The organism is Parvibaculum sp. (assembly GCF_039680535.1).
In the GTDB taxonomy this organism is placed as follows: Bacteria; Pseudomonadota; Alphaproteobacteria; order Parvibaculales; family Parvibaculaceae; genus Parvibaculum.
The window spans coordinates 238,150-262,779 of sequence record NZ_JBDKSS010000013.1; the positions used below are offsets into that span (position 1 = coordinate 238,150).

Below are 24,630 nucleotides of genomic sequence, written 5' to 3' on the forward strand. Positions count from 1 at the left end.
GAGGCGTCACACCTTAGCGAAGCGGTCGCTGGCGCGCACCATCACATCGACGATGCCGGGTTCGGTCGCCGTGTGCCCCGCATCGGGGACGACGTTCAATTCCACGTCGGGCCAGGCCTTGGCGAGTTCCCAGGCCGTGAACATCGGCGTCACCACGTCATAGCGGCCTTGCGCGATCACGCCCGGAATGCCCTTCAAGAGGTGGGCGTTCTGGATGAGCTGATCCTGTGGGCGGAAGAAGCCCTCATTCATGAAGTAGTGGCACTCGATGCGCGCGAAGGCGATGGCGAAATGACCGTCGGAGAAGCGCGACACGCGGTCGGCGTCGGGCAGCAGCGACAGGGTCGTACCTTCCCACGTGCTCCAGGCCTTGGCGCAGGCGAGCTTCTCAGCCTCGTTGTCGCCGGTCAGGCGCTTGTAATAGGCCGCCATGAGGTTGCCGCGTTCGGCCTCGGGGATCGGCGCGATGAAGTGCTCCCAGGCGTCCGGGAACATCGCATCCGTTCCTTCCTGATAGAACCAGTGAAGCTCGCGCTTCCGCAGCGTGAAGATGCCGCGCATGATGATCTCGGTCACGCGGTCGGGGTGCGTCTCGGCATAGGCCAGCGCCAGCGTCGAGCCCCATGAGCCGCCGCAGAGCTGCCAGCGCTCGATCTTCAGATGCTCCCGCAGCCGCTCCATGTCGGCGACGAGATCCCAGGTCGTGTTCTCGCGCAGCTCGGCATGGGGTGTCGACTTGCCGCTGCCGCGCTGGTCGAAGAGGACGATTCGGTAGGCCTTGGGGTCGTGGGTCCGCCGCATGGTCGGGTTCGAACCGCCGCCGGGACCGCCATGAATGATGACGACGGGCTTGCCCACCGGGTTGCCGCATTCCTCGAAATAGATCGTGTGTAGGTCGGAAACCTTCAGATAGCCGGTCTTGTAGGGCTCGATTTCGGGGTAGAGCGTCCGTCGTGCGGCAGTATCGAACATGTAGAATCCTGAGATTTCGCTGCTGGCAAATGGGGTGAATCCCGTGGGCGCATTCGGCGCTTCCGGCCGCGCGCCGTCAACCGGAATCAAGGCTTTGATAAGGCTCGGCTTTTCCCCCGGACCCTACGTCCGTCTGTAAGATGTTAACTACTTTTTTGTCGTCGGCCCGACACAAGTCGTTGACGAGAATCAAAGCTGAGCTACTATATCTGGACGCGTCGCGCTTCGGCGAAACACTAGATAGAGCAGAAGCCGGCGCATTCATCGAAATCTGGGTTCTGCCCACGGTTCGGGCAGATGAACGGTGAAGGCTTATGCCTTCGCCGGCGGGATATGTCGCGCTTTTCCGTGGCGGCGGAGGTGAGTGCGAATGGGGCTGAAGGGGAATTCAATGCTGAACGATACGTCGAAAGCTGTCGATGCGAACGAGATCGAGGCGGCGCTTTCCGGTCTCATCACGGGCGAACTGGCACCGAAGCGTGGCGAGGCGCGGCGTCCGCGCGCCGACCTCCTCGAGCCGGAAATGCCCTTCGGCGAGATGGATCAGGCCGTGCAGCATGCGCATGGCTATCGCGTGAAGCTCGACCACAGCCGTGATGCGCTGTTGACCGAATTCGGCAAGGCGACGCTCCGCGACCGCTACCTCATGCCCGGCGAGTCCTTCCAGGACCTGTTCGCCCGCGTCGCGTCCTATTACGCCGACGACGAGGCCCATGCGCAGCGCCTCTACGACTATATTTCCAAGCTCTGGTTCATGCCCGCGACGCCCGTCCTCTCCAATGGCGGCACGCAGCGCGGATTGCCGATCTCCTGCTTCCTCAATGAAGCATCCGACAGCCTCGAAGGCATTGTCGGGTTGTGGAACGAGAATGTCTGGCTCGCTGCCAAGGGCGGCGGCATCGGCTCCTATTGGGGCAACCTGCGCTCCATCGGCGAGACGGTCCACGGTAACGGCAAGACCTCCGGCATCATTCCCTTCATCCGCGTCATGGACTCGCTGACGCTGGCGATCAGCCAGGGCTCGCTCCGCCGCGGTTCCGCCGCCGTCTATCTGCCGGTCGATCACCCGGAAGTGGAAGAGTTCATGGAACTCCGCCGCCCCACGGGTGGCGATCCGAATCGCAAGGCGCTCAACCTGCATCACGGCATCCTCGTCTCCGACGCCTTCATGCGCGCGGTCGAGGCTGATGGCGACTGGGAACTGAAGAGCCCGAAGGACCGTTCGGTGCAGAAAACGGTTTCCGCGCGCTCGCTCTGGATCCGCATGCTCACCTCGCGCATCGAGACGGGCGAGCCCTACATCATCTTCAAGGACACCGTGAACAATGCGCGGCCGGAGCATCACAAGCTCGCCGGCCTTGAGGTCAAGACCTCGAACCTCTGCGCCGAAATCACGCTGCCCACTGGCATCGACCACCTCGGCAAGCAGCGCACCGCCGTCTGCTGCCTCTCCTCGCTCAACTTCGAAACCTTCTTCGAGTGGCAGGATCATCCGAGCTTCATCGAGGACACGATGCGTTTCCTCGACAACGTGCTGCAGGACTTCATCGACCGCGCACCGGACGAAATGGCGCGGGCGAAATATGCCGCTGCGCGCGAGCGTTCGGTCGGCCTTGGCATCATGGGCTTCCACTCCTTCCTGCAGGCCAACATGATCCCCTTCGAGGGCGTGATGGCGAAGGTCTGGAACAAGCGCATGTTCCAGCACATCAAGACGCAAGCTGATGCAGCCTCGAAGAAGCTCGCCGAAGAGCGCGGCGCCTGCCCGGATGCGGCGGACTACGGCTTCAACGAGCGCTTCTCGAACAAGACGGCGATCGCGCCGACTGCCTCGATCTCGATCATCACCGGCGGTACCTCGCCAGGCATCGAGCCGATCGCGGCCAACAGCTTCACGCACAAGACGCTGTCCGGTTCCTTCAACGTCCGCAACCGTCACCTGATGAAGCTGCTGGAAGAGAAGGGCCAGAACACGGATGACGTGTGGTCCTCCATCGTCACCAATGGCGGCTCCGTGCAGCATCTCGACTTCCTCTCGGACGAAGAGAAGGACGTCTTCAAGACCGCCTTCGAACTCGACCAGCGCTGGGTGATCGAGCATGCGGGCGACCGTGCGCCGATGATCGACCAGGCGCAGTCGGTGAACCTCTTCCTGCCGGCCGACATTCACAAGCGCGACCTGCACCAGCTCCACTTCCAGGCCTGGAAGAAGGGCGTGAAGAGCCTCTATTACTGCCGCTCGCTCTCGATCCAGCGCGCCGAAAAGGCGGAGGTTGTCTCGCTCGTGCCGGCGAAGAAGCTCGACGTGAAGACGCTCGATCAGGTCGCGACGGAAGCCCGCCGCGAAACGGTCGAATACGAAGAGTGCCTTGCCTGCCAGTGAGGCAGGGTATTCGCGTCGGGTAAAAAGCGTTTCATTGAATTATAGCGTCATTGCCGGGCTCGACCCGGCAATCCGGAGCCGGAGGCGCAGGGCCTCCTGCTCCGGATGCCGGATCAGGTCCGGGCATGACGAACCAGGTGAATAGGGAATAAACCCATGTCGCTGCTCGAAGAACGTCACGTCTACAAGCCCTTCCGCTATCCCTGGGCCTATGAGGCATGGCTGACGCAGCAGCGTATTCATTGGCTGCCGGAGGAAGTTCCGCTGGCGGACGATGTGAAGGACTGGGCGAAGAAGCTCACCGACGGCGAGCGCAATCTTCTGACGCAGATTTTCCGCTTCTTCGTTCAGGCCGACGTCGAAGTGAACAATTGCTACATGAAGCACTATTCGCGCGTCTTCAAGCCGACCGAAGTGCAGATGATGCTGGCTGCCTTCTCCAACATGGAGACGATCCACATTTCGGCCTACAGCCATCTGCTCGACACGATCGGCATGCCGGAGTCCGAGTACGAAGCCTTCCTGAAATACAAGCAGATGAAGGACAAGTACGACTACATGCAGGAATGGGGCGTCGATACGAAGGAAGACATCGCCAAGACACTGGCGGTCTTCGGCGCCTTCACCGAAGGTGTGCAGCTTTTCGCCTCCTTCGCGATCCTCATGAACTTCCCGCGCTTCAACAAGATGAAGGGCATGGGCCAGATCATCACATGGTCGGTGCGCGACGAGTCGCTGCACACCAATTCGGCGATCAAGCTCTTCCGCACCTTCGTCGAGGAGAACCCGGAAGTCTGGACCGAAGAACTTCAGCGCGACATCTACAAGGCCTGCGAGACGATCATCCACCACGAGGATGCCTTCATTGACCTCGCCTTCGAGATGGGTGCCATCGAAGGGCTCACCGCCGCCGAAGTGAAGAGCTACATTCGCTACATTGCGGACCGGCGCCTGACGCAGCTCAATCTTCAGGCCATCTACCGCACGGACAAGAACCCGCTGCCCTGGATGGACGAGATGCTGAACGGCATCGAGCACGCGAATTTCTTCGAGAACCGCGCGACGGAATATTCCAAGGCCTCGACCAAGGGCACCTGGGACGAAGCTTTCGACTGACATCACCCACCGGTGTCATCCCGGCGAAAGCCGGGATCCATTGGTTCCCTCAGCAAGTGATAGAAAGACGTGGATGGCCCGAATAAATCGGGCCATGACGGATTGGGGATGGCGGATATCAACGCTGGCAGGCACGGCGTCGCGCTCTGACCCCCTGTTATTTCCGGACGCGCTGGCATAGGCTTTCGCCCATGCGCACATTCATCGCCGTCATCATTCTGTCTTTCGTTTCAAGCGCCGCCTTCGCGGCCGAGCCTTGCGAGCCGCGCGCGAAGGTCGCGCCCGCCTTGCATCGGCTTGAAGCCGCGATGACGAAGGATCGCTTCGTCACCTACACGCCGACTTCGCTGAAGGTGATCGAGGGCGAGGTGAAGCCCGCCAATGCGGAGAGCATCCGCGCCGACCTCAAGGCCCTGCGCCCCTGGTTCGATGCGCTGGTTACCTACACCGCGCGCGATGGCGGCGAGCTCATTCCCGGCATCGCCGAGGAGCTTGGCTACAAGGCCATCATCATCGGCATCTGGACGCCGGGCGACCCGGAGGAACTTCGCAACGCGCTGACGCTGGCGCGGCGCTATCCGAAGCTCGTCGTCGGCCTTTCGCTCGGCAACGAAATCGTCTTCGGCAAGCGCGGAACATGGGAGCAGCTCGCCCGCTATGTGAAGCTCACCCGTGAGCGTGTGCCCGACCTTCCGATCACCGTCTCCGAACCCTTCGCGCAGTTCCTCGAAAGCGGCGCGAGCGATGTGCGCGACGATCTCGATTTCCTGCTGGTGAATGTGCACCCGATCTTCGAGAGCTGGTTCAAGACGGCCGGCCCGGAGAACTGGGCGGACTTTGACGTGAAGATCGTCGATAAGCTGGCGGGCTCCTTCTGCGGCCCCATCCTCATCAAGGAAACGGGCCTGCCCACTGGTCCTGCGGACATGGGCTATGACGAGGCGAAACAGGCCGCCTTCTGGCGCGCGCTGGAGCGCCAGATGCCGCCCTCGAAGGCCCATGCCTTCTCCTACTTTGCCGCTTTCGATGCCCCCTGGCGGACGGCTGATTTCAACCCGGTTGCGGGCAGCCACCCCGAAGAAGCCTTCTGGGGCCTTTTCACCGAAGCCCGCGCGCCGAAGCCTGCCATTCAGGGTCTGAAAAAGCTGCCCTAGCGAACACTTCCCACGCGGCGTCCGCTCCCCTATGGTCGCGTCCACAGACCGGGGAGGGGAACCCATGACGACGCTGACCGCCGAGGAACGCAGCCTTTTTGCGCGCGCGAGCCGCCGGATCATTCCGCTGATGATCCTGCTTTACATGGTGAGTTTTCTCGACCGCGTGAATGTCGGCTTCGCCGCCCTCACCATGAATGCCGATCTGGGGTTTTCGCCCGCAGTCTTCGGCTGGGGCGTCGGCATCTTCTTCATCGGCTATTTCATTTTCGAAATTCCCTCCAACGTCGTCATCGAGAAGGTGGGCGCACGGCTCTGGATCTGCCGCATCATGCTCACATGGGGCCTCATCTCCGGCGCCATGGCCTTCATCAGCAGCGAGACGAGCTTTTATGTTCTGCGCTTCCTGCTCGGCGCAGCGGAGGCGGGCTTCGCGCCGGGCATGATCCTCTACCTCACCTACTGGTTCCCGGCGGATCTGCGGGCGAAATACTACGGCACCTATTTCATCGCCATTCCGCTGGCGAGCGTCATCGGCGCGCCGGTCTCGGCCTATCTTCTCGGCTTCGACGGCCATCTCGGACTCAAGGGCTGGCAGTGGATGTTCATTCTCGAAGCCGTGCCAGCGCTTCTTCTCGGCATTGCGGTGCTCTGGCTCCTGCCCGACGGCCCTGCGAAAGCGCGCTGGCTCAGCGACGATGAGAAGGCGCGCATTGCCGCCTGTCTCAAGCGCGACCGCGAGGAGAGTCGAGCGAGCGACGCGCATCACACGCTCTGGCCAGCGCTGCGCGATCCGCGCGTGCTGCTGATGGCTGCAATCTATTTCGGCATCGTGATCGGCCTTTACGGCATAAGCCTCTGGCTGCCGCAGATGGTGAAGGGCATGGGCTTCACCAATCATGAGACGGGCTGGATCGTCTCCGCCGTCTATGTCGTCGCGGCCGTCGCCATGCCGCTCTGGGGCTGGTCGTCGGACCGGACGCAGGAGCGCATCTGGCACACCTCGATCGCCTCCTTCATCGGTGCGGTGGGTTTCATCGGCGGCGCTTATCTTCATTCGCCTGCGCTCGTCATCCTGTCGCTCGGGCTCGCCGCCGTCGGCACCTATGTCGCCATCGTGCCCTTCTGGGCGCTGCCGCCGACATTTCTCGGTGGCACGGCTGCGGCGGGCGGCATCGCCCTCATCAACTCAACTGGCAATCTCGGCGGCTTTGTCGGCCCCTCCATCGTCGGCTGGGTGAAGGATACGACGCAGAGCTATTCGGCGGGCATGCTTGCACTCGCCGTCGCCCTCGTCGCTGCGGGCGTGCTGACGCTCGTCGTACGGCTTCAGCTCACCCGCAGGACGCTGAACGCCTGATCATTTGACGGCGAAGACGCGATAGGCGACGCCCTTCCGCGTCAACCGGCCAAGGCTCACTGAGACGATGCCGTTGAGCCAGGCATAGGGCGAGTTGCTCGCCACTTCGAACATGGGCGCGGTGCGGAAATAGTATTTCGACGGATCGGTCGCCGCCGCCGCCTCGCGGTCGCCGAGCACGCCCATCAGCTCGGGCGGCATGACGATGCGCCCGCCATAGGTCGCATAGATGTTCACCCCGTCATGCGTCGTCAGGCAGACGCGAACATCTGCCTTCAGCGAGCCGTCGGAGCGGATCGTCGCCCAGTCGCCGCCCCCCGGCGGAATGGTGCCGCGAAGGCGCGGCCCCTCGAAGGTGCCTCCCGTCACATAGGCGACCAGCCGCATTCCCTCCGGCGTGCCGCCAATGACCAGCGAGTTTTCTTCGAGCTCGACATCCATCTCGAACAGGAATTCGGTTTGCACTTCACTCATGGTCGTCTTCTCCGCGGGCTTTTTATGAGTTCGGCGCCGGCGGGCCCTATGCATGGAGCCTTGGCGTCCGGCGTGGTAAAGCTTGGGCGTGGGGCCTTGCTTGCCCCTTTCGATCATTTCGCCCGGTTTGTTCACCTCCGGCAAGAGCGGAAAATGAAAGCTTTTTCGGCCTCTCTCGTCCTCATGGCGCTGATCGCGGCTGACGCTGCGTCGGCGGGACCGCGTCCGCAGCGCATCGTCTCGATCAATCTTTGCTCGGATGTGTTGGCGCTGGAGCTTGCCGATCCCGGAACGGTGAAATCCGTTTTCCGCGTTGCCGCCGATCCGGAGGATTCGCCCGTCGCCGATCTCGCCGCGAAGCTGCCGCTGAACAACGCGACTGCCGAGGACATTCTCGCCGCGAAACCCGATCTTGTGCTCGCGCATCGCTATTCATCGCCCTTCACACTGGCCCTGCTGGCGCGCGCGCATGTGCCAGTTGTGCAGGTGAAGGACGCTTCGAGCTTCGAGGATATTCGCGGCAATGTGCGCGCGGTCGCGTCAGCGCTTGGCCACCCCGAACGCGGCGAGGCGTGGATCGCGCGGTTCAACGCCTCGCTCGCCGCGTCGAAGCGTGTGCCCCCCGCGCATCCGCTGCGCGGCGTCATCTATCAGGATCTCGGCGGCGCCGCCGCGGCGAACACCATTCTCGGCGCGTTGCTGGAGCATGCAGGTTTCGAGAATGTCGTCGAGACGCCATCGAGCGGCGGCTTCGTCAATCTCACGATTGAGGAGCTGATCGACAAGCGCCCCGACTTCGTCGCCGTCGGCGTCTATCGCGCGAATGAGCCTTCGCTCGCGCATGCGGTGCTGGCGCATCCCGCACTCCGGGATTATGTCGCCCGTCATGCGCATGCCGTGGATCTTCCGGCCAAGCTCTGGACCTGCGGCACGCCTTTCGTCGCCGATATTGCGGACAGGCTGGCGGCGGCTCGCGACGGCTTCGACCGGCATGAGGTGAATTGATGCGCGCCCGCGACTATCTCCTCATCAATCTCGGTCTTGCGCTTCTTGCCGCGATCTTTTTTGTCGCCTCCATTTATGTCGGGCGCGGCGGTGAGTTGCTGGTAGGAAAGCTTCATGCTGTCGACGAGACGGACCGCTCGCTCGCCTGGCTGATCCTCAAGGAAGTGCGCCTGCCGCGCGCCTTGCTCGGCCTCCTCGTCGGCGCGACGCTTGGCTTGACCGGTGCAGCGCTGCAAGGGCTGTTGCGCAATCCTCTTGCCGAGCCCGGTCTCATCGGCGCGTCGTCTGGCGCGGCGCTCGGCGCGGTGCTCGTGTTCTATTTCGGTCTCGCGGCGGGCTCCACCATCTTCGTGCCGTTGGGTGGTGTCGCGGGAGCCCTTGTTTCGCTCGGCGTCCTCTATCTCCTCAGCGGGCGAAACCCTTCCATCGTCACGCTCATTCTCGCAGGCGTTGCGATCTCCGCCTTCACCTCCGCGCTGACCTCGCTTGCGCTCAGCCTCGCGGCCTCGCCTTACGCGGTTTATGAAATCATCTTCTGGCTCCTCGGCTCCTTCACCGATCGCAGCATGGATCAGGTGCGCTTCGCCACGCCTTTCATGGCACTTGGCGCATTGCTCGTCGCTTCGACGGCGCGCGGCCTCGACGCGCTGACGCTGGGCGAGGACACGGCCGCGACGCTTGGCTTCAATCAGGAGTCGATCAAGGCCCGCGCGGTCATCGGAACGGGCCTGGCGGTCGGCGCCGCCGTCTCCGTCACAGGCGTCATCGGCTTTGTCGGCCTCGTCGTGCCGCATCTCGTGCGGCCACTGGTCGGTTATCAGCCGGGCAAGCTGCTTTTGCCGAGCGCGCTTGCGGGGGCCGCCATGTTGCTCGCCGCCGATCTTCTGGTGCGTCTGCCGATGGATGGACCGGAGCCGAAGCTCGGCGTGGTGACCTCGCTCGTCGGCGCGCCGTTTTTCCTCTGGCTGATCCTCCGCGCCCGGCGGGAGGCGCCGTGATGGAACTCCGCGTCGAAAATCTTCATGCATCGCTCGGCGGCGCGCGTGTGCTGCGCGGACCGTCCTTCACCGCGTGCGGGCCGAGCTTCATCGGACTTGTGGGCCCCAACGGCGCCGGCAAGACGACGCTCATCCGCTCGGTTGCGAACCTCATTCCCTTCGAGGGAAGCATCTCGCTCGACGGCGTGGATGTCGACGCACTCGCGCCCCGCATCCGCGCGAGGAAGATCGCCTATCTTGCTCAAGGCGCCGAAAGCCATTGGCCACTTTCCGTAGAACGCGTGGTCGCCTTGGGGCGCCTGCCGCATCTGGAACCTTTCCGGGCGCCGACACCGTCCGACGAAGCCGCCATCGAACGGGCGATGAAGCTTGCGGAGGTCACGCGCTTCCGCGACCGCGACGTGCTGACGCTCTCCGGCGGTGAGCGCGCCCGCGCCCTGCTCGCCCGCGCCCTCGCCGTCGAGGCGGAGCTTCTGCTCGTCGACGAACCCGTCGCCTCGCTCGATCCCTATCATCAGCTCGGCGTCATGGAAGTGCTGCGCGCCTATGTCGATCAGGGGCGCATGGTGATTGCGGTGCTGCACGACCTGTCGCTCGCCGCGCGCTATTGCGACCGGCTGATCCTGCTCGATGAGGGCCGGATTCGCGCCGACGGCGCGCCCGCTGAGGTTCTGACGCCGGAGACGTTGCGCGAGGTCTATCACGTCGAGGCTCTGGTCGACGGCGAGGGGCAGGGCTTCCATGTCCGGCTTCTGAAGCGCGTCGAATAAGGCGCCGCAGGCCCTCGTATCGTCCGCCGAAACTCTTTATCCTCAGGCCCTCGCGCGGAGAGAGCTTCAGCGCCGGATGTCCAGACGAAGAGCGCCAGCATGAACAAGCCGTCCCACGACAGTACGGTCGACACGCCACAGACCCTTTCGCCCTCATTCAAGCTCAGTTTCGAGGACGCCGATTTCCTGTTGCGCGATGACCTCCGCGCCGTACGCCTCCAGCTTGAACTCCTGAAGACCGAAATCATTCTGGAGGAGCACAATATCCGCTCGACCATCGTCGTCTTCGGCAGCGCGCGTGTGCCCTCGCCGGAGGCAGCGGACAGTCATTGCAACGAGGCCGAGGCGGCGCTTGCTGCCGACCCGGGAAATCCCGAGTTGCAGCGTGCGGCCCGGGCCAGCAGGCATCAGCTCGCGCATTGCCGCTATTACGAGGAATCGCGGAAGTTCGCCCGCCTCGTTTCCGAAGCGGCGCAGAACGGGCAGGGGCGCGACTACGTCATCATGACGGGCGGTGGACCCGGCATCATGGAAGCGGCCAATCGCGGGGCGGCGGACGCGAACCGCGTTTCCATCGGGCTCAACATCAAGCTGCCGCGCGAGCAGATGCCCAATCCCTACATCACGCCGGAATTGACCTTCCAGTTTCACTATTTCGCGCTGCGCAAGATGCACTTTCTGATGCGTGCGAAGGCTCTCGTCGTGTTTCCCGGAGGCTTCGGCACGCTGGACGAGCTTTTCGAAACACTGACGCTGATCCAGACGGGCAAGATCGAGCCGATGCCGGTCCTGCTGTTCGGCGAGGAATATTGGCGGCGCATCATCAATTTCGAGGCCATGGTGGACGAGGGTACGATCGCGCCGAAGGATCTCGAGATTTTCCATTTCGTGGAAAGCGCCGACGAGGCCTGGAACTACATCACCGTCTTCAACGCGCCCGGCCCCAAGGAGCCGCCGATGCAGAGAAGCGAACCGCTCTGATCCGGCGATCGAGGCACGGCGTAGAATACTGAAACTCTCCCGCAGAGGATCGCATGCCTGTCATCGTCTGGTTCCGTCATGATCTCCGCCTCGCCGACAATCCGGCACTTGCTGCGGCCGTCGCAACGGGTGATGAGATTCTGCCGCTCTATATCCTCGATGATGCGACTTCGCTCGGCGGAGCGTCGAACTGGTGGCTGCATGGAAGCCTCGATGCGCTGGCCGGTGAGTTGGCAAGGCGCGCGGCGCCGCTTGTGCTGCGGCGCGGGCCGGCCGCTGACGTGCTGCCTGCGCTTGCTGCGGAGACGAAGGCAAGCGCCGTCTTCTGGAATCGCTGCTACGAGCCTTTGTCGATTGCGCGGGACAAGGCGCTGAAGCAGGCCCTTGTCGCGTCCGGCATAGAGGTGAAGAGCTTCAATGGAGGAATGCTGGCGGAGCCGTGGGAGCTGCAGACGGGGAGCGGCGGACCATACAAGGTCTTTACGCCCTTCTGGCGCTCTCTCGCCGCTCGCGCGCCCTTTGCGGCTCCATTGCCCGCCCCGAAGAAGCTCCGTGCTGCCGCGCATTTTCCATCGGACGATCTTTCCCGGTGGAATCTGCGCCCCGCAAAGCCGGACTGGGCGGGAGGATTGCGCGCCGCCTGGAGGCCCGGCGAGAAACATGCCGCGGCGCGTCTTTCATTTTTTCTTGATGAGCTGGTCGCCGGCTACGCGACCATGCGCGATTTCCCGGCAATGGAAGGAACGTCTCGCCTTTCTCCGCACCTTCATTTTGGTGAAATCTCGCCGCGGCAGGTCTGGGCGGCGGCCGATGCCGCTTCGCATGCGACGCCTGACGCAGCGAGCGGCGTCATGTCGTTCCTGCGTGAGGTCGGCTGGCGGGAATTCACCCATCACCTGATCTATCACTGGCCGGAGATGGTCGATCATGCATGGAAACCGGAATTCGAGGAGTTTCCATGGGCGCATGACGACGCGCTTCTCGCCGCCTGGCGGCGCGGGCGAACCGGCTATCCGATCGTTGACGCAGGCATGCGCGAGCTCTGGTCCACAGGATACATGCACAACCGTGTACGGATGATAGCGGCCTCGTTCCTCGTCAAGGACCTTCTCATTCACTGGCGGCGCGGCGCGGAGTGGTTCGAGGATACGCTGGTCGACGCGGATCTCGCCAATAACCGCGCGGGCTGGCAATGGGTGGCGGGTTCCGGCGCCGACGCCGCGCCCTATTTCCGTATTTTCAATCCGGTGACACAGGGCGAAAAGTTCGATGCGGACGGGCAATATATTCGCCGTTACGTGCCGGAGCTTGCCAGGCTCGACAACCGCCATATCCATCGTCCATGGGAGGCGCCGCCCGCAACGCTCGCCGCAGCGGGGATCGAGTTGGGCGCAACCTATCCGAAGCCGATCGTCGATCACGCACGGGCGCGTGAGCGCGCGCTTGCGGCTCTTGCCAGCATCAAGAAGGGCTGATCTTCAGCGCGTCGCGAGATAGTGCGAGTAGAGCGCAAGGCTCGCGGCCACCGTTGCGTTGAGCGACTCCACCGCGCCGGTCGTCGGGATGGTCAGGCGCCTGACGTTAAGCGACCCCGGTATGCCTCGACCTTCTTCGCCCAGAACGAGCCGCAGGTCGCGCGGCCAGTCGAGCGCGCCCATGTCTTCGCCGCCTGCATCGAGCGCGAAGATCGGCCCCGTAGCCTGATCGAGGTCTTCCCATGACGGACCGCGCAGAAGCGTCAGTTCGAATTGGGCATTCGCCGCAGCGCGCAGCGCCTTGGGGTGAAAGGGGTGCGCCGCCTCGTTCATCAGAATGATGCGCTTCGCTCCGAAAGCGGCAGCGCTGCGCAGCGCCGCGCCCAGATTGTTCGGATCGCCGAGCGCGCAAACAAGCTCAAGCCCCTTCGGCGCCGCTGCGAGATCGGCTTGCGACATGGCGGGCACCTTGCCGACGAGAAGCGGAACGCCCGTGCCCGACACGTCGAGCGCATCGAAGAGCGCGCGGGAGAGGCGATATTTCTCGATGTGATCGGGAATGTCCCAGCCCTCGATCTGGGCGGGATCGAGCGCGAGCAGCGCGTGAAAACGCATGGGGTGGAGCGCCAGCGCTTCCGGCACCGATTTTCGGCCGGCGAGCAGGAACTCGCCGTGTTTCTTGATGCCCCGGCTCTCGGTGATCTGCTCCCACAGCCTGGCTTGCGGGTTATGCAAACTTTCGATCACGCGCCAATAGGTGCCGCCGCTCATCCTGCCTCAACCTCGATCATGTGGAGCGGCACTCTCGCCCAAATTCCCCTGAAAGTCCCTCAATTATGCCGCTTTTTTGACGCGATGCCCAACTAGCCTCGACAGCAGAACGGCTGCATGTGCGGCGGGGCTCATCGCCCGTCGCGGTTGCCGGCAAAAATCTGGAAGGTGGGAACATGAACAGTCTTTGCAAGCAAGCCGGGAAGCCTGCGCGGGGTCGAAGGTTTTTCCTCGCCGCGATGGCGGCAATGGCTTTGGCGAGCGGCGTTGCCGCGACGCCCGCATTGGCCGATCCCCACGGACATGGGCGGCACGAACGCTGGGAACACCATGGCCGCTGGGATCGCCACTATCATCCGGGCTGGGTGCGCTATTACGACGGTCCCGACATCTATTGGGCGCCGCCGCCGCCCCGGGTTTTCTATGCGCCTCCGCCGCCGGTCTATTACGCACCGCCGCCGGTCTATTATGGGGCGCCCTCGCTCAATGTCGTGATTCCGATCCGCTGACGCTGGGTCAAGGAGCGGCGCTTCCACGCCGCTCCCATTCTCCCCGCTTTCCGATCTGCCGCGTTCTGGCATAGTGTCGGCACAGAACAGAAGGCGACGGGCCTCAAGGTCCGCGTACAGGGAGAGAAGCAGATGAGCGATTTCAAGCTCCTTATCGGCGGCAAGCTCGTTGCCGGCGACCAGACGATGGATGTCATCAATCCCGCGACCGAGGAAGTGCTGGCGAAATGCCCGCGTGCTTCCAAAGCGCAGCTCAACGAGGCCGTGGCCGCCGCGAAGGCCGCGTTCCCCGCCTGGGCCGCGACGCCGATCGCCGAGCGCAAGAAGGCGCTGGGCGCCATCGCCGACATCATCGAGGCCAATGCAGCCGAACTCGCCCGCCTGCTGACGCAGGAACAGGGCAAGCCCATCGGCGATGCGACCGGCGAGGTCTATGGCACGGCGGCCTTCTTCCGCTACTTCACCATGCTCGATCTGCCGGTGAAGGTGATCGACGACAGCGAGAACCGCCGCGTCGAAGCCCATCGCAAGCCGCTCGGCGTCATCGGCGCCATCGTGCCGTGGAACTTCCCGCTGATCCTCATGGCCTTCAAGGTGCCGCCCGCGCTTCTCGCCGGCAACACGCTGGTCGTGAAGCCCGCGCCGACGACGCCGCTCGCGACGCTCAAGCTTGGCGAGCTCATCAAGGACGCGCTGCCTGCGGGCGTCATCAACTTCATCACCGACGCGAACGATCTCGGCGGCGAACTGACGGCGCATCCCGATGTGCGCAAGATCTCGTTCACGGGTTCCACCGCGACCGGCGCGAAGGTCATGGCGGGCGCCGCCGCGACGCTGAAGCGCATCACGCTCGAACTCGGCGGCAACGACGCGGGCATCGTGCTCGACGACGTGGACCCCAAGACCGCGGCGCCGCAGCTCTTCCAGAGCGCCTTCCAGAACAACGGCCAGGTCTGCATCGCCATGAAGCGGCTCTATGTGCATGAGTCGATCTATGACGAGATGTGCGACGAGCTGGCGAAGATCGCCGACGCCGCCATCGTCGGCAACGGCCTCGAACAGGGCACGCAGCTCGGGCCGCTCCAGAACAAGATGCAGTTCGAGAAGGTGAAGGAACTGCTCGACGACGCGAAGAAGACCGGCAAGGTCATCGCGGGCGGCACGGTTCCCGATCAGGCCGGCTACTTCATCAAGCCGACCATCGTGCGCGACATCACCGACGGTGCGCGCCTCGTGGACGAGGAGCAGTTCGGCCCCGTGCTTCCGGTCATCAAATATTCCGACCCGGAAGATGCGGTGGCCCGCGCCAATGCCTCGCCCTATGGGCTTGGCGGCTCGATCTGGGCGACCGATCTCGACCGCGCCTACAAGCTGGCCGAGAAGATGGAGTCGGGCTCGGTGTGGGTGAACAAGCACGCCGAACTCGCCCCGAACATTCCCTTCGGCGGCTCGAAAATGTCCGGCATCGGCACCGAACTCGGCGAAGAAGGCCTCGCTGAATTCACGCAGCTCAAGATCATCAACATCGCGCGTTGATCTGATCCGACTTTACGACGCATTGCGCCGCCGCTCGGAAACGGGCGGCGGCGTTTGTGTACCTACCACCATCCTCTGTGGTGATAGGCATGGCGCTCATACCGCTCGGCCATCGGGCGGCAGCGGTCGCCGTCTTCGTCGCAGACAAGCTGGCGGCAGTCGTCGCCGTCCCAGTCGCATTCGGTTCTGACGGTCCGTTCGGGCTCGACATAGCGGCAGTCGTCGCCATCCCAATCGCACTGGACCTGGGGCCGATAGTCCTCTTCGTCATCGTCGGCGCGGGCGGCTCCGGCGCCGAAGCTCAACGAGCCGATGGTGACCGTCGCGGCGATTGCGACGAGCAGTGTGAGTCTTTTCGATCCGTTCATGGCTAAACTCCGACGCAAGGCCCCCTAAGCCAGCGAATGAAGCATGGACTTTGCTGGCTGAACCGCTCGTGAACAGGGCGTTTAGGCTCGCACCATCGGCGATGGCAGGCCGGGACGGCGTTTGTTGCGCTGGATTTTCGAGAGGAAACTGGTGCCCACGGAGTGGATCGAACACTCGACCTCTCCCTTACCAAGGGAGTGCTCTACCACTGAGCTACGTGGGCCGTTTCTGTTGCCCCGACAGCCGGGGAGCGAAAGGGAAGGTCTGGCAGAAGCCGAACCTCTTTCGGGCGCGCGGAAAGTGCCACAGCCTGCCCCCTTCATGCAACAGGGAATGGCAGGTTAAGGCCATGCTGTTGACGCCCGGTTTCACATGGGCCATATGCGGGGCTCAGATGACGCCTCGAAAGGGCCGAGAGCCATGAAAAACAAGGCCGACGACAACCGTACCCGCGCCCCCCACGGCCAGGGTCCCGCCCGGGGCCAGCAGGCCAAGGAAGCCCGCCTCGCCGAGGCGCTGCGCGCCAATCTCCGCAAGCGCAAGGCGCAGGCCAAGGCCCGCGACGCCGAAGGCGACAAATAAGCCTTTTCTCCCCATGGAGCGAAGGGGTTCGGGGGCCAAAATGACCGGCTCCCCGTGACTCTTCGGGCGCGCGCCCCTATAAATCCGTGGTCGCCCGGGGCATTCAGGCCCCGTGCCCAGCGGACCCATCATGGACACTATTCACATTCGCGGCGGACGCCGGCTGTCAGGCTCCATTCCGATCAGCGGCGCCAAGAACGCGGCCCTGCCGTTGATGACGGCTGCCCTTTTGACCGCCGAGCCGGTGAAATTCACCAATGTTCCGGCGCTGACCGATGTGCGTTCGCTGGCCAAGCTTCTCGGCGTGATGGGCTCGGACGTCCAGCGCGACGGCGATTCGGTGTCGATCCATACGCCGGAAATCACCTCGACCACGGCGCCCTATGAAATCGTTTCCCAGTTCCGCGCGAGCTTCTGGGTGCTGGGGCCGCTCGTCGCTCGCTGCCGCGAGGCCAAGGTGTCGCTGCCCGGCGGCTGCGCCATCGGCGCGCGGCCGGTCGATCTCTACATCAAGGGCCTCCAGAAGATGGGCGCCGAGATCGATCTGGTGGAAGGCTATGTGCTGGCCAGGGCGCCCGAGGGCCTCAAGGGCGCGGTCATCCGCTCGCCCATCGTCTCCGTAGGCGCCACGCATACGCTGATGATGGCGGCGACGCTGGCCGAGGGCGAGACCGTGCTCGAAAACGCCGCCCGCGAGCCGGAAGTCTCCGACCTCGCTCATTGTCTCGTTTCCATGGGCGCGAAGATCGAGGGTATCGGCACCTCGACGCTGCGCATCGAAGGCGTCGAGAAGCTCCATGGCACGACCCACCGCGTCATCGCCGACCGGATCGAGGCGGGCACCTATGCCATCGCCGCCGCCATGACGGGCGGCGAGGTCACGCTCGAAGGCGTCGATGCCGAGACGTTCGACGCGGCGCTGTCGGTGCTGCGCGCGGCAGGCGCGGGCGTCGATGTCCAGCAGGGGCAGGTGCGTATATTCAGGAATGGCGAGCGGCTTCAGGCGACGAATGCCGTCACGCAGGTGTTTCCCGGTTTCCCGACCGATCTGCAGGCGCAGTTCATGGCGCTGATGACGACGGCGGACGGCGAGTCGGAAATTACCGAGACGATTTTCGAAAACCGCTTCATGCATGTGCAGGAGCTGGCGCGTTTCGGCGCGGATATTTCGCTTCATGGCGACAAGGCGCTGGTTCGCGGCGTCGAGAAGCTGAAGGGCGCGCCCGTCATGGCGAGCGATCTGCGCGCCTCCGCGGCGCTCGTCGTCGCCGCGCTTGCCGCCGAGGGCGAGACGACGATCAACCGCGTCTATCACCTCGATCGCGGTTTCGAGCGTCTTGAGGAAAAGCTCAGGGCTTGCGGCGCCGATATCTGGCGCGCCAAGGCATCGTGAGAGCAGGGGACCGATGAGCGATTTGCGGCTGAGTGCGGAAGACGCTGCCGATCTCGAAGTGATCTCGGCCTTCTTGCAGGATGCGGTGACGCGCGTCGGCGATCTCGCCTTTCTGCCGAGTGCGCGGCGCTTCGCCATGGTGCTCAACCGCTTTCGCTGGGAAGGCGAGACATCGACCAGCAAGCAGGCCTCCGCGCGCCGGACGCATGAGCGCGTACGCTCGGGGCTCCATTTCGACAATGTGCTGAAGGCGCAGGCCCGTGGGATCAGGCGGGATCATCCCGATGGCGTGCTGAATCTTCTCGCCATTCGTTTCGAGGAGAAGGACGCCCCGTCCGGCATCGTGGTTCTCACCTTCTCGGGCGGCGGCGAGCTCAGGCTTGAAGTCGAGGCGCTCGATGCGCATCTCTCGGATCTCGGCCTCGTCTGGGAAACGCCGCATCTGCCCGAACACGATCTGGGCTGAGGTTCCATGCCCGGTCCGCATTATATATTCCGCGCCATGCCTTTGCCGTCATGGCCTGCTTCATGCGGGCCATCCACGCCTCTCGTGGCGGCGGCCAAGACGTGGATGACCCGGTCAAGCCGGGCCATGACGCATAAGGAGATTTGATCCATGGCCGTCAGACTCGATGCAAGCGACAATGGCTTCGAAAAGGCCTTCGAAGTGCTTCTCACCGCGAAGCGCGAATCTTCCGTCGACGTCAATGACGCCGTGGCGAAGATCATCGCCGATGTGCGCGAGCATGGCGACGCGGCGTTGATTGCGCTCACCAACAGGTTCGACCGGCTCTCGCTCACGGCGGAAACGCTCCGCATTCCCGATGCCGAACTCGATGCTGCTGTTGCGGCTTGCGACGCGAAGACGCTCGACGCGCTGAAAATGGCGAAGGCGCGCATCGAGGCCTATCACGCACGCCAGAAGCCTTCCGACGATCGCTTCACCGACGCACAAGGCGTTGAACTTGGCCATCGCTGGACCTCCGTTGGTGCTGTCGGTCTCTATGTGCCGGGCGGCACGGCGAATTATCCAAGCTCCGTGCTGATGAACGCTGTGCCCGCGAAGGTCGCGGGCGTCGCCCGTGTGGTCATGGTGGTGCCGACGCCGGACGGCAAGGTCAATCCGCTGGTGCTGGCCGCCGCGCGGCTCGCGGGCGTCGATGAAGTCTATCGCGTCGGCGGCGCGCAGGCTGTGGCCGCGCTCGCCTATGGCACGAAGACGATCCGTCCCGTCGACAAGATCGTCGGTCCCGGCAATGCCTTCGTCGCCGCCGCCAAGCGCCAGGTCTTCGGCATTGTCGGCATCGACATGATCGCCGGCCCCTCCGAAATCCTTGTCGTTGCCGATGGCGAGAACGATCCGGACTGGATCGCCGCCGATCTGCTTTCGCAGGCCGAGCATGACGAAAGCTCGCAGTCGATCCTCATCACCGACGACGCCGCTTTCGCGACCCGCGTCGAGGAGGCGGTCGCCGCGCAGTTGAAGCTGCTGCCGCGCGAGACGACGGCTCGCAAGAGCTGGGCCGATTTCGGCGCGGTCATCGTCGTGAAGTCGCTCGACGATGCCGTGCCGCTGGTCGACCGGCTCGCGCCCGAGCATCTCGAAATCGCGGTGGACGATCCCGAGCCGCTGGCGGCGCGCATCCGCAATGCCGGCGCGATCTTCCTCGGCCGCTATACGCCGGAAGCGGTGGGCGACTATGTGGCGGGCTCGAACCACGTGCTGCCGACGGCGCGCAGCGCCCGCTTCTCCTCGGGCCTCAACGTGCTCGATTTCATGAAGCGGACCTCGATCGTGCGTTGCGACGCGGACTCGCTCGGCCGCATCGGTCCCGCCGCAGTGGCGCTCGCCGCCGCCGAGGGGCTCGACGCTCATGGCCGGTCGGTCTCGATCCGGCTCAACAAGTAGCAATCCGGTCGACGCCCGGCTCGCCTCTGCCGCCCAAATCGGCTTAAAGTGGCCGCGCCGAAACGCTTGCAGACAGGTCCATGGACAGAACGGACGACAGGTCTAACTTCCGCATCGCCGAGCTCGTGCTCGACGAGAAGACGGTCGTGCGCCGCAGTCCGGACGTGGAGCATGAGCGCAAGGTCGCGATCTTCGACCTGCTGGAAGAAAACAGCTTCGCCCCCCTGGGCAGTCCCGGCGGTCCCTATGTGCTCCACCTGGCCATCGAGGAGAGCAGGCTCGTCTTCGATGTCCGTCTCGACGGCGGCGAGCCGCATGGCAAGATCATGCTGTCGCTCACGCCGTTCCGGAAGATCATCAAGGACTACTTCCTGATCTGCGAAAGCTATTACGACGCCATCAAGACGGCGGCGCCCGCCCAGATCGAGGCGATCGACATGGGCCGCCGTGGGCTCCACAACGAGGGCTCGCAGCTTCTGAAGGAGCGGCTCTCGGGCAAGGTCGAGATGGATTTCGATACGGCGCGGCGTCTCTTCACGCTGATCTGCGTTCTTCACATCAAGGGTTGATGTCGTGGCGTCAGTCGAGAAGCTTCCGGGGTCCGTCCTCTTCGTATGCAATCTGAATGCAGTGCGCTCGCCCATGGCCGAGGCGCTGGCAAAATCGCTTTACGGCAAGCGGATGTTCATCGATTCCGCAGGCCTCGAACCTCATCCCCGCGACCCCTTCGTCATCAATGTCATGACCGAGATCGGCGTCGACATGGCCGAAGATCACCCGATGGATGTCGAGGAGATCAATATCGGTTCCTTCGACCTCGTGATCTGCCTGACCGAGGAGGCCCGCGCCCGCGTCGCCGAACTCACGCGCGGCCAGGCGGTCGACATCGACTTCTGGCCGACCATCGACCCCTTCGCGGGTGGCGAGCAGGGCAGCCGCGAGCAGAAGCTTGAGGCCTATCGCCGTCTCCGCGACGACCTGCGCCGCCGCATCGAGCAGCGCTTCGGCGCCGCCGAAAAGAAGGCGAGCTGACGCGGGCGGGGCTGTCGGGGGAAAACGCCCCGAATTTCAGCACCGAATCAAGGGTTTGACCCCGTGCCGCAGTAGGAAATGGGCCACGGCCCTTGATTTTGGCCGGGTTTATGCTCATTCTCCCGCCAAATCTCGAAGGAATATGAATGTCCAAAGAAGAACTGCTTGAGTTTCCGGGCGTGGTGACGGAACTGCTCCCGAACGCGACGTTTCGCGTCAAGCTCGAGAATGAGCATGAAATCATCGCCCACACCGCCGGCAAGATGCGCAAGAACCGCATCCGCGTTCTGGCGGGCGACAAGGTGCTCGTCGAAATGACGCCATATGATCTGACCAAGGGCCGGATCACCTATCGCTTCAAGTAAGCGGACGGCGGGGTTCTGCCAGCCCGTGCCATTTACGAGCCCGAGCCCTGCAGCGCCGTCATGACCGCTCCCGCCAGACAACGCCTCGTCCTCGCCAGCGCATCGCCGCGCCGGATCGCGCTGCTTGCGCAGATCGGCGTCGATCCGGACGAGGTGCGCCCTTCCGACATCGACGAAACGCCTCTTAAAGGCGAACTTCCCCGCGAACATGCGCGCCGTCTCGCCCGCGAAAAGGCGGAGGCCGTGGCCAAGCTCGAACCCGCTTCGCTGGTGCTTGCCGCCGACACGGTCGTTGCCTGCGGCCGTCGCATTCTTCCCAAGGCCGAAAGCGAAAGTCAGGTGCGGCAATGCCTCGCGCTGCTCTCGGGTCGTGCGCATCGCGTCTATACGGCGGTGACGCTGATCCGGCCGGATGGAAAGCAGATGGAGCGCGTCAGCGAGACGCGTGTGGCCTTCAAGCGCCTCTCCGCAGAGGAAATCGATCTCTATGTCGAGCATGGTGAATGGCGCGGCAAGGCGGGCGGCTACGCAATTCAGGGGCATGCCGCCGTCTTTGTCCGATTGCTGACCGGTTCTCATTCCGGGGTCATCGGTCTGCCGCTTTACGAGACGGCGGCGCTGCTGACCGGGGCTGGCTTCCCGCTCTACCCACGGCGCTGACAAGGGTGTTAGGATTATCGATACAGGCATCGAGAGGGAGGTCGACCGGCATGTCGGGGGATAGGCCGGTCGTTCAAGGGGTTTCATGTCCGAGGAAGTGCTGATCAATGTTGGGCCCGGCGAGACGCGTGTAGCGGTCGTCGAGAATGGCCGGCCCGTGGAGATCATCCTCGAGCGCAGGATGGAAGACGATCTCAAGAGCAAGACGGGCCGCGCGGGGCATTCGCTGCTCGGCAATATCTTTCTCGGCCGTGTGCAGCGCGTGCTGCCCGGCATGCAGGCCGCTTTCGTGGAGATCGGCCTTGAACGCGCAGGCTTTCTGGGCGCGCGCGAAGCCAAGTGCCTCTGCGAACTCACCCATCTCGACGAACACATGCTGCCGCCTATCAGCGCCTGCGTCACCGAGGGCCAGACGATCCTTGTCCAGGCGACGAAGGATCCTATCGGCGACAAGGGCGCGCGGCTTTCTGCGAATGTGACCATTCCGGGCCGCCTTCTCGTGCTGGTTCCGAACCAGTCGGGCGTCGCGCTTTCGCGCCGCATCGAAGATGAGGAAGAGCGCGCGCGGCTGACGGCGCTGGTCGAGGAAATGGTCGCGCGCTTCGGCTCCATGGGCGTCACCGGTGAGCCCGCCGGCTTCATCGTGCGCACGGCGGCCATCGGCGCGACGGTGGACGACATCGCAGCGGATGCGCGGATGCTTGCCGATGAATGGCGGAAAGTTCGTGAAGTCGAGAAGCGTTCGAACCCGCCCTGTGTCGTCTTTCATGACCTCGACCCGGTGTCGAAGACGCTGCGCGACTATGTGAGTTCCGATACCGCCCGCGTCCTCATCGACGATGCCGACGCCTTCGGCGAGGCGCAGCGTTACGCGCGCCGCGCCATGCCGGAATTGCTCGACCGCATTCAGCTCTTCAACGGGCCGGGTGCGCTTTTCTCGCTCTACGACATAGATGGCGAGATCGAACAGGCGCTGGAGCCGCGCGTCGAGCTGAAGTCGGGCGGCTGGATCACGATTGAGACGACGGAGGCCTTGACCGCCATCGACGTCAATTCGGGGCGCTACACGGCGGCGACGGGGCTTGAGGAAACGAGCGCCAAGATCAACCTCGAAGCGGTGGACGAGATCATCTATCAGCTTCGCCTGCGCGGCACCGGCGGCCTCATCGTCATCGACTTCATTCATCTGAACGATCCGACGAATATCGAGAAGGTACTCGACGCGCTGAACACCGGTTTTGCGCATGATCGCGTACCGACGCAGATTTCCGGCATGTCGGAATTCGGCCTCGTCGAGATGACGCGAAAGCGCGTTCGCGAGCCGCTGAACAAGCTGCTGACCGAGCCCGCCTATGCGAATGGCCGCCCGCGCCGCAAGACCTGCGCGACGGTTGCCAATGAGTTGCTGCGGAAGATTGCCGCCGAGGCGCATGCGACGCCCGGCCGCGCCATCGTCGCGCGGGCTTCGCCCGACGTCGTGGATTGGCTGGAGCGCGGCAATTCCTATCTTATCGACCGGCTCCGCGAGAAGGTTGCGGTAAATCTGCAGTTCGTTGCGGAACCGACATTCACCCGCGAGCGTATCGATGTCGGTGCGGTGCAGTAGGTTCGCATCATGAACGACAATGTCGTGCCTCTACGGTCGAGCCGTCCCTGTCCGATCTGCGGCAAGAAATCGGCGCCGAGCTTTCATCCCTTCTGCTCGAAGCATTGCGCCGATGTCGATCTCAACCGCTGGCTCAAGGGCTCCTATGCGATCCCGGCCGTCGAGCCGCCGGACGAGTGGGACGAGGCGACAGGCGATGAGCCGGAAGAGAAATAAAAAAAAGGCCGTGTCGCGAGACACGGCCTTATGAGTTTCCGCTAAGGGAGGAACCATAAGCGGGGGACAGAGACTGCGAGGGTGGTCAGCGGAGGGAGGATCGCTGACCGACGAAACATCTATGATTTAACTCTATAGAATTAGTAGAATATGTAAACAACAAAAATGCATCGGCAATAAAATAGTTTTGCGGATATTTTTTGTGAATTAGACCGCCGTGAAGGTGTTGTCGACGAAGATATGGCTGCCGTTCACGAAGCTCGACTCGTCGCTGGCGAGGAAAAGCGCGGTTTGCGCCACCTCCTCCGGCTCGCAGAAGCGGCCCTGCATCGCCTTCATCGCGGCCTCCGAGGCGTCGACCCCTTGCGCGGAAAGCTCCGTCACCTCGCGGATGCCATGCGCCGTGCGGATGAAGCCGGGGCAGACGGCGTTCACGCGGATGCCCTTGTCGCGATATTCGACGGCGAGCGCGCGGGAGAACTGGTGCACCGCCCCCTTGGTCGTGCAGTAGAGCACTTCAAGCGGCGTCGCCGTGACGGCGGAAATCGACGAGGTATTGACGATCGAGCCCTTGCCCGCCTTGAGCATGGTGGGCAGCACCGCCTTGCACATCAGGAACATGCTCTTGACGTTGACGTCATGGAGCCAGTCCCACTCTTCCTCGGTCGTCTCCAGGAAGGGTTTCACGACGATGGTGCCCGCATGGTTGAAAAGCACGTCGATCGTGCCGAAGGCCTCCAGCGTTTGGGCGACCGCGGCGTTGACCTCGTCCGCGATGGAAACGTCTGCCTTGACGCCGATGGCTCTGCCTCCCGAGGCGACGATCCTCTCGGCGAGCTTCCGCGCCGCTTCGCCCTGTCGGTCGACAATGGCGACCTTGGCGCCCTCCGCCGCGAACAGAAGCGAAGCCGCTTCGCCGCAGCCGCCTGCGCCGCCGGAGACCAGTGCCACCTTGCCTGCAAGCCGTCCCGTCCTTATGTCCGCCATGAGCGTC

Annotated in this window: 26 protein-coding genes and 1 tRNA gene; 21 read left to right on the plus strand and 6 right to left on the minus strand. The window is 63.7% G+C overall.

Annotation, left to right across the window (positions count from 1 at the left end; all coding sequences use genetic code 11):
- Nucleotides 1-6 precede the first annotated feature (6 nt).
- Nucleotides 7-972, minus strand: coding sequence for a prolyl aminopeptidase (pip, locus tag ABFC66_RS08170; RefSeq protein ID WP_346740456.1), 966 nt, complete (start codon nucleotides 970-972; stop codon nucleotides 7-9).
- 391 nt (nucleotides 973-1,363) lie between these two features.
- Between pip and ABFC66_RS08175 the strand changes: the two genes are divergently transcribed.
- The 4 genes from ABFC66_RS08175 to ABFC66_RS08190 all read left to right on the plus strand — a co-directional run bounded on the left by ABFC66_RS08175 (nucleotide 1,364) and on the right by ABFC66_RS08190 (nucleotide 6,985).
- Nucleotides 1,364-3,355 carry a ribonucleoside-diphosphate reductase subunit alpha gene (locus tag ABFC66_RS08175; protein ID WP_346740457.1) on the plus strand — a complete coding sequence of 664 codons (1,992 nt, stop codon included), beginning with the start codon at nucleotides 1,364-1,366 and terminating at the stop codon, nucleotides 3,353-3,355.
- 156 nt (nucleotides 3,356-3,511) lie between these two features.
- On the plus strand, nucleotides 3,512-4,471 hold the full coding sequence (locus tag ABFC66_RS08180; protein ID WP_346740458.1) for a ribonucleotide-diphosphate reductase subunit beta: 960 nt from the start codon (nucleotides 3,512-3,514) through the stop codon (nucleotides 4,469-4,471).
- Nucleotides 4,472-4,662: 191 nt separating this feature from the next.
- Nucleotides 4,663-5,625, plus strand: a complete 963-nt coding sequence (locus ABFC66_RS08185) for a hypothetical protein (RefSeq protein WP_346740459.1) — start codon at nucleotides 4,663-4,665, stop codon at nucleotides 5,623-5,625.
- A 64-nt stretch (nucleotides 5,626-5,689) separates the two neighbouring features.
- Entirely contained in the window at nucleotides 5,690-6,985 is a 1,296-nt protein-coding gene (locus ABFC66_RS08190) for an MFS transporter (RefSeq protein WP_346740460.1), read from the plus strand.
- On the opposite strand, the gene ABFC66_RS08195 is transcribed toward ABFC66_RS08190, so the two are convergent.
- Nucleotides 6,986-7,459: a DUF3237 domain-containing protein gene (locus ABFC66_RS08195; RefSeq protein WP_346740461.1), complete on the minus strand. Its 474-nt coding sequence runs from the start codon at nucleotides 7,457-7,459 to the stop codon at nucleotides 6,986-6,988. It abuts the gene before it with no gap.
- A 153-nt stretch (nucleotides 7,460-7,612) separates the two neighbouring features.
- Between ABFC66_RS08195 and ABFC66_RS08200 the strand changes: the two genes are divergently transcribed.
- The 5 genes from ABFC66_RS08200 (at nucleotide 7,613) to ABFC66_RS08220 (ending at nucleotide 12,688) form a co-directional block, all read left to right on the plus strand.
- Entirely contained in the window at nucleotides 7,613-8,464 is an 852-nt protein-coding gene (locus ABFC66_RS08200; protein ID WP_346740462.1) for an ABC transporter substrate-binding protein, read from the plus strand.
- Nucleotides 8,464-9,462: an iron ABC transporter permease gene (locus tag ABFC66_RS08205; protein ID WP_346740463.1), complete on the plus strand. Its 999-nt coding sequence runs from the start codon at nucleotides 8,464-8,466 to the stop codon at nucleotides 9,460-9,462. The genes ABFC66_RS08200 and ABFC66_RS08205 overlap by 1 nt, the downstream gene beginning before the upstream one ends.
- Nucleotides 9,459-10,232, plus strand: a complete 774-nt coding sequence (locus ABFC66_RS08210; RefSeq protein WP_346740464.1) for an ABC transporter ATP-binding protein — start codon at nucleotides 9,459-9,461, stop codon at nucleotides 10,230-10,232. Before ABFC66_RS08205 ends, ABFC66_RS08210 begins: the two co-directional genes overlap by 4 nt.
- 99 nt (nucleotides 10,233-10,331) lie before the next feature.
- Entirely contained in the window at nucleotides 10,332-11,213 is an 882-nt protein-coding gene (locus ABFC66_RS08215) for a TIGR00730 family Rossman fold protein (RefSeq protein ID WP_346740465.1), read from the plus strand.
- A gap of 53 nt (nucleotides 11,214-11,266) precedes the next feature.
- A complete protein-coding gene (locus tag ABFC66_RS08220) occupies nucleotides 11,267-12,688 on the plus strand; it encodes a deoxyribodipyrimidine photo-lyase (protein ID WP_346740466.1) in 1,422 nt (473 codons plus the stop codon).
- Between the two features lie 3 nt (nucleotides 12,689-12,691).
- Here the strand turns inward: ABFC66_RS08220 and ABFC66_RS08225 are convergent, their stop codons facing one another.
- Complete coding sequence (locus ABFC66_RS08225; RefSeq protein WP_346740467.1) at nucleotides 12,692-13,459, minus strand: RNA methyltransferase; 768 nt, start codon at nucleotides 13,457-13,459, stop codon at nucleotides 12,692-12,694.
- A gap of 248 nt (nucleotides 13,460-13,707) precedes the next feature.
- Between ABFC66_RS08225 and ABFC66_RS08230 the strand changes: the two genes are divergently transcribed.
- Entirely contained in the window at nucleotides 13,708-13,968 is a 261-nt protein-coding gene (locus ABFC66_RS08230) for a hypothetical protein (RefSeq protein ID WP_346740468.1), read from the plus strand.
- Nucleotides 13,969-14,100: 132 nt separating this feature from the next.
- Nucleotides 14,101-15,504, plus strand: a complete 1,404-nt coding sequence (locus ABFC66_RS08235) for an aldehyde dehydrogenase family protein (protein WP_346740469.1) — start codon at nucleotides 14,101-14,103, stop codon at nucleotides 15,502-15,504.
- A 62-nt stretch (nucleotides 15,505-15,566) separates the two neighbouring features.
- Here the strand turns inward: ABFC66_RS08235 and ABFC66_RS08240 are convergent, their stop codons facing one another.
- Both ABFC66_RS08240 and ABFC66_RS08245 read right to left on the minus strand, forming a co-directional pair.
- Nucleotides 15,567-15,872: a hypothetical protein gene (locus tag ABFC66_RS08240; protein WP_346740470.1), complete on the minus strand. Its 306-nt coding sequence runs from the start codon at nucleotides 15,870-15,872 to the stop codon at nucleotides 15,567-15,569.
- Nucleotides 15,873-16,021: 149 nt separating this feature from the next.
- A tRNA-Thr gene (locus ABFC66_RS08245) sits at nucleotides 16,022-16,096 on the minus strand.
- 197 nt (nucleotides 16,097-16,293) lie between these two features.
- On the opposite strand from ABFC66_RS08245, the gene ABFC66_RS08250 reads away from it, so the two are divergent.
- From ABFC66_RS08250 to yacG, 10 genes are all read left to right on the plus strand, one after another.
- The gene (locus tag ABFC66_RS08250; RefSeq protein ID WP_346740471.1) at nucleotides 16,294-16,455 is read left to right on the plus strand and encodes a hypothetical protein; all 162 of its coding nucleotides are present in this window, start codon (nucleotides 16,294-16,296) and stop codon (nucleotides 16,453-16,455) included.
- Between the two features lie 130 nt (nucleotides 16,456-16,585).
- Nucleotides 16,586-17,848 carry a UDP-N-acetylglucosamine 1-carboxyvinyltransferase gene (gene murA, locus ABFC66_RS08255; protein WP_346740472.1) on the plus strand — a complete coding sequence of 421 codons (1,263 nt, stop codon included), beginning with the start codon at nucleotides 16,586-16,588 and terminating at the stop codon, nucleotides 17,846-17,848.
- Between the two features lie 13 nt (nucleotides 17,849-17,861).
- Nucleotides 17,862-18,314, plus strand: coding sequence for a DUF2948 family protein (locus ABFC66_RS08260; protein ID WP_346740473.1), 453 nt, complete (start codon nucleotides 17,862-17,864; stop codon nucleotides 18,312-18,314).
- 150 nt (nucleotides 18,315-18,464) lie between these two features.
- Nucleotides 18,465-19,757, plus strand: a complete 1,293-nt coding sequence (gene hisD, locus ABFC66_RS08265) for a histidinol dehydrogenase (RefSeq protein ID WP_346740474.1) — start codon at nucleotides 18,465-18,467, stop codon at nucleotides 19,755-19,757.
- An 80-nt stretch (nucleotides 19,758-19,837) separates the two neighbouring features.
- On the plus strand, nucleotides 19,838-20,326 hold the full coding sequence (locus ABFC66_RS08270; RefSeq protein WP_346740475.1) for a UPF0262 family protein: 489 nt from the start codon (nucleotides 19,838-19,840) through the stop codon (nucleotides 20,324-20,326).
- A 4-nt stretch (nucleotides 20,327-20,330) separates the two neighbouring features.
- Nucleotides 20,331-20,789, plus strand: a complete 459-nt coding sequence (locus ABFC66_RS08275; protein ID WP_346740476.1) for a low molecular weight phosphatase family protein — start codon at nucleotides 20,331-20,333, stop codon at nucleotides 20,787-20,789.
- Between the two features lie 146 nt (nucleotides 20,790-20,935).
- Nucleotides 20,936-21,154 (plus strand): translation initiation factor IF-1, encoded by a 219-nt coding sequence (gene infA / locus ABFC66_RS08280; RefSeq protein WP_011995440.1) that lies wholly within the window; start codon nucleotides 20,936-20,938, stop codon nucleotides 21,152-21,154.
- 60 nt (nucleotides 21,155-21,214) lie between these two features.
- Nucleotides 21,215-21,814, plus strand: a complete 600-nt coding sequence (locus ABFC66_RS08285; RefSeq protein WP_346740477.1) for a Maf family nucleotide pyrophosphatase — start codon at nucleotides 21,215-21,217, stop codon at nucleotides 21,812-21,814.
- A gap of 85 nt (nucleotides 21,815-21,899) precedes the next feature.
- Nucleotides 21,900-23,420: an Rne/Rng family ribonuclease gene (locus ABFC66_RS08290; RefSeq protein ID WP_346740478.1), complete on the plus strand. Its 1,521-nt coding sequence runs from the start codon at nucleotides 21,900-21,902 to the stop codon at nucleotides 23,418-23,420.
- Nucleotides 23,421-23,429: 9 nt separating this feature from the next.
- On the plus strand, nucleotides 23,430-23,636 hold the full coding sequence (gene yacG / locus ABFC66_RS08295; RefSeq protein WP_346740479.1) for a DNA gyrase inhibitor YacG: 207 nt from the start codon (nucleotides 23,430-23,432) through the stop codon (nucleotides 23,634-23,636).
- Nucleotides 23,637-23,843: 207 nt separating this feature from the next.
- On the opposite strand, the gene ABFC66_RS08300 is transcribed toward yacG, so the two are convergent.
- Entirely contained in the window at nucleotides 23,844-24,623 is a 780-nt protein-coding gene (locus tag ABFC66_RS08300; RefSeq protein ID WP_346740480.1) for an SDR family oxidoreductase, read from the minus strand.
- Nucleotides 24,624-24,630: the final 7 nt, after the last annotated feature.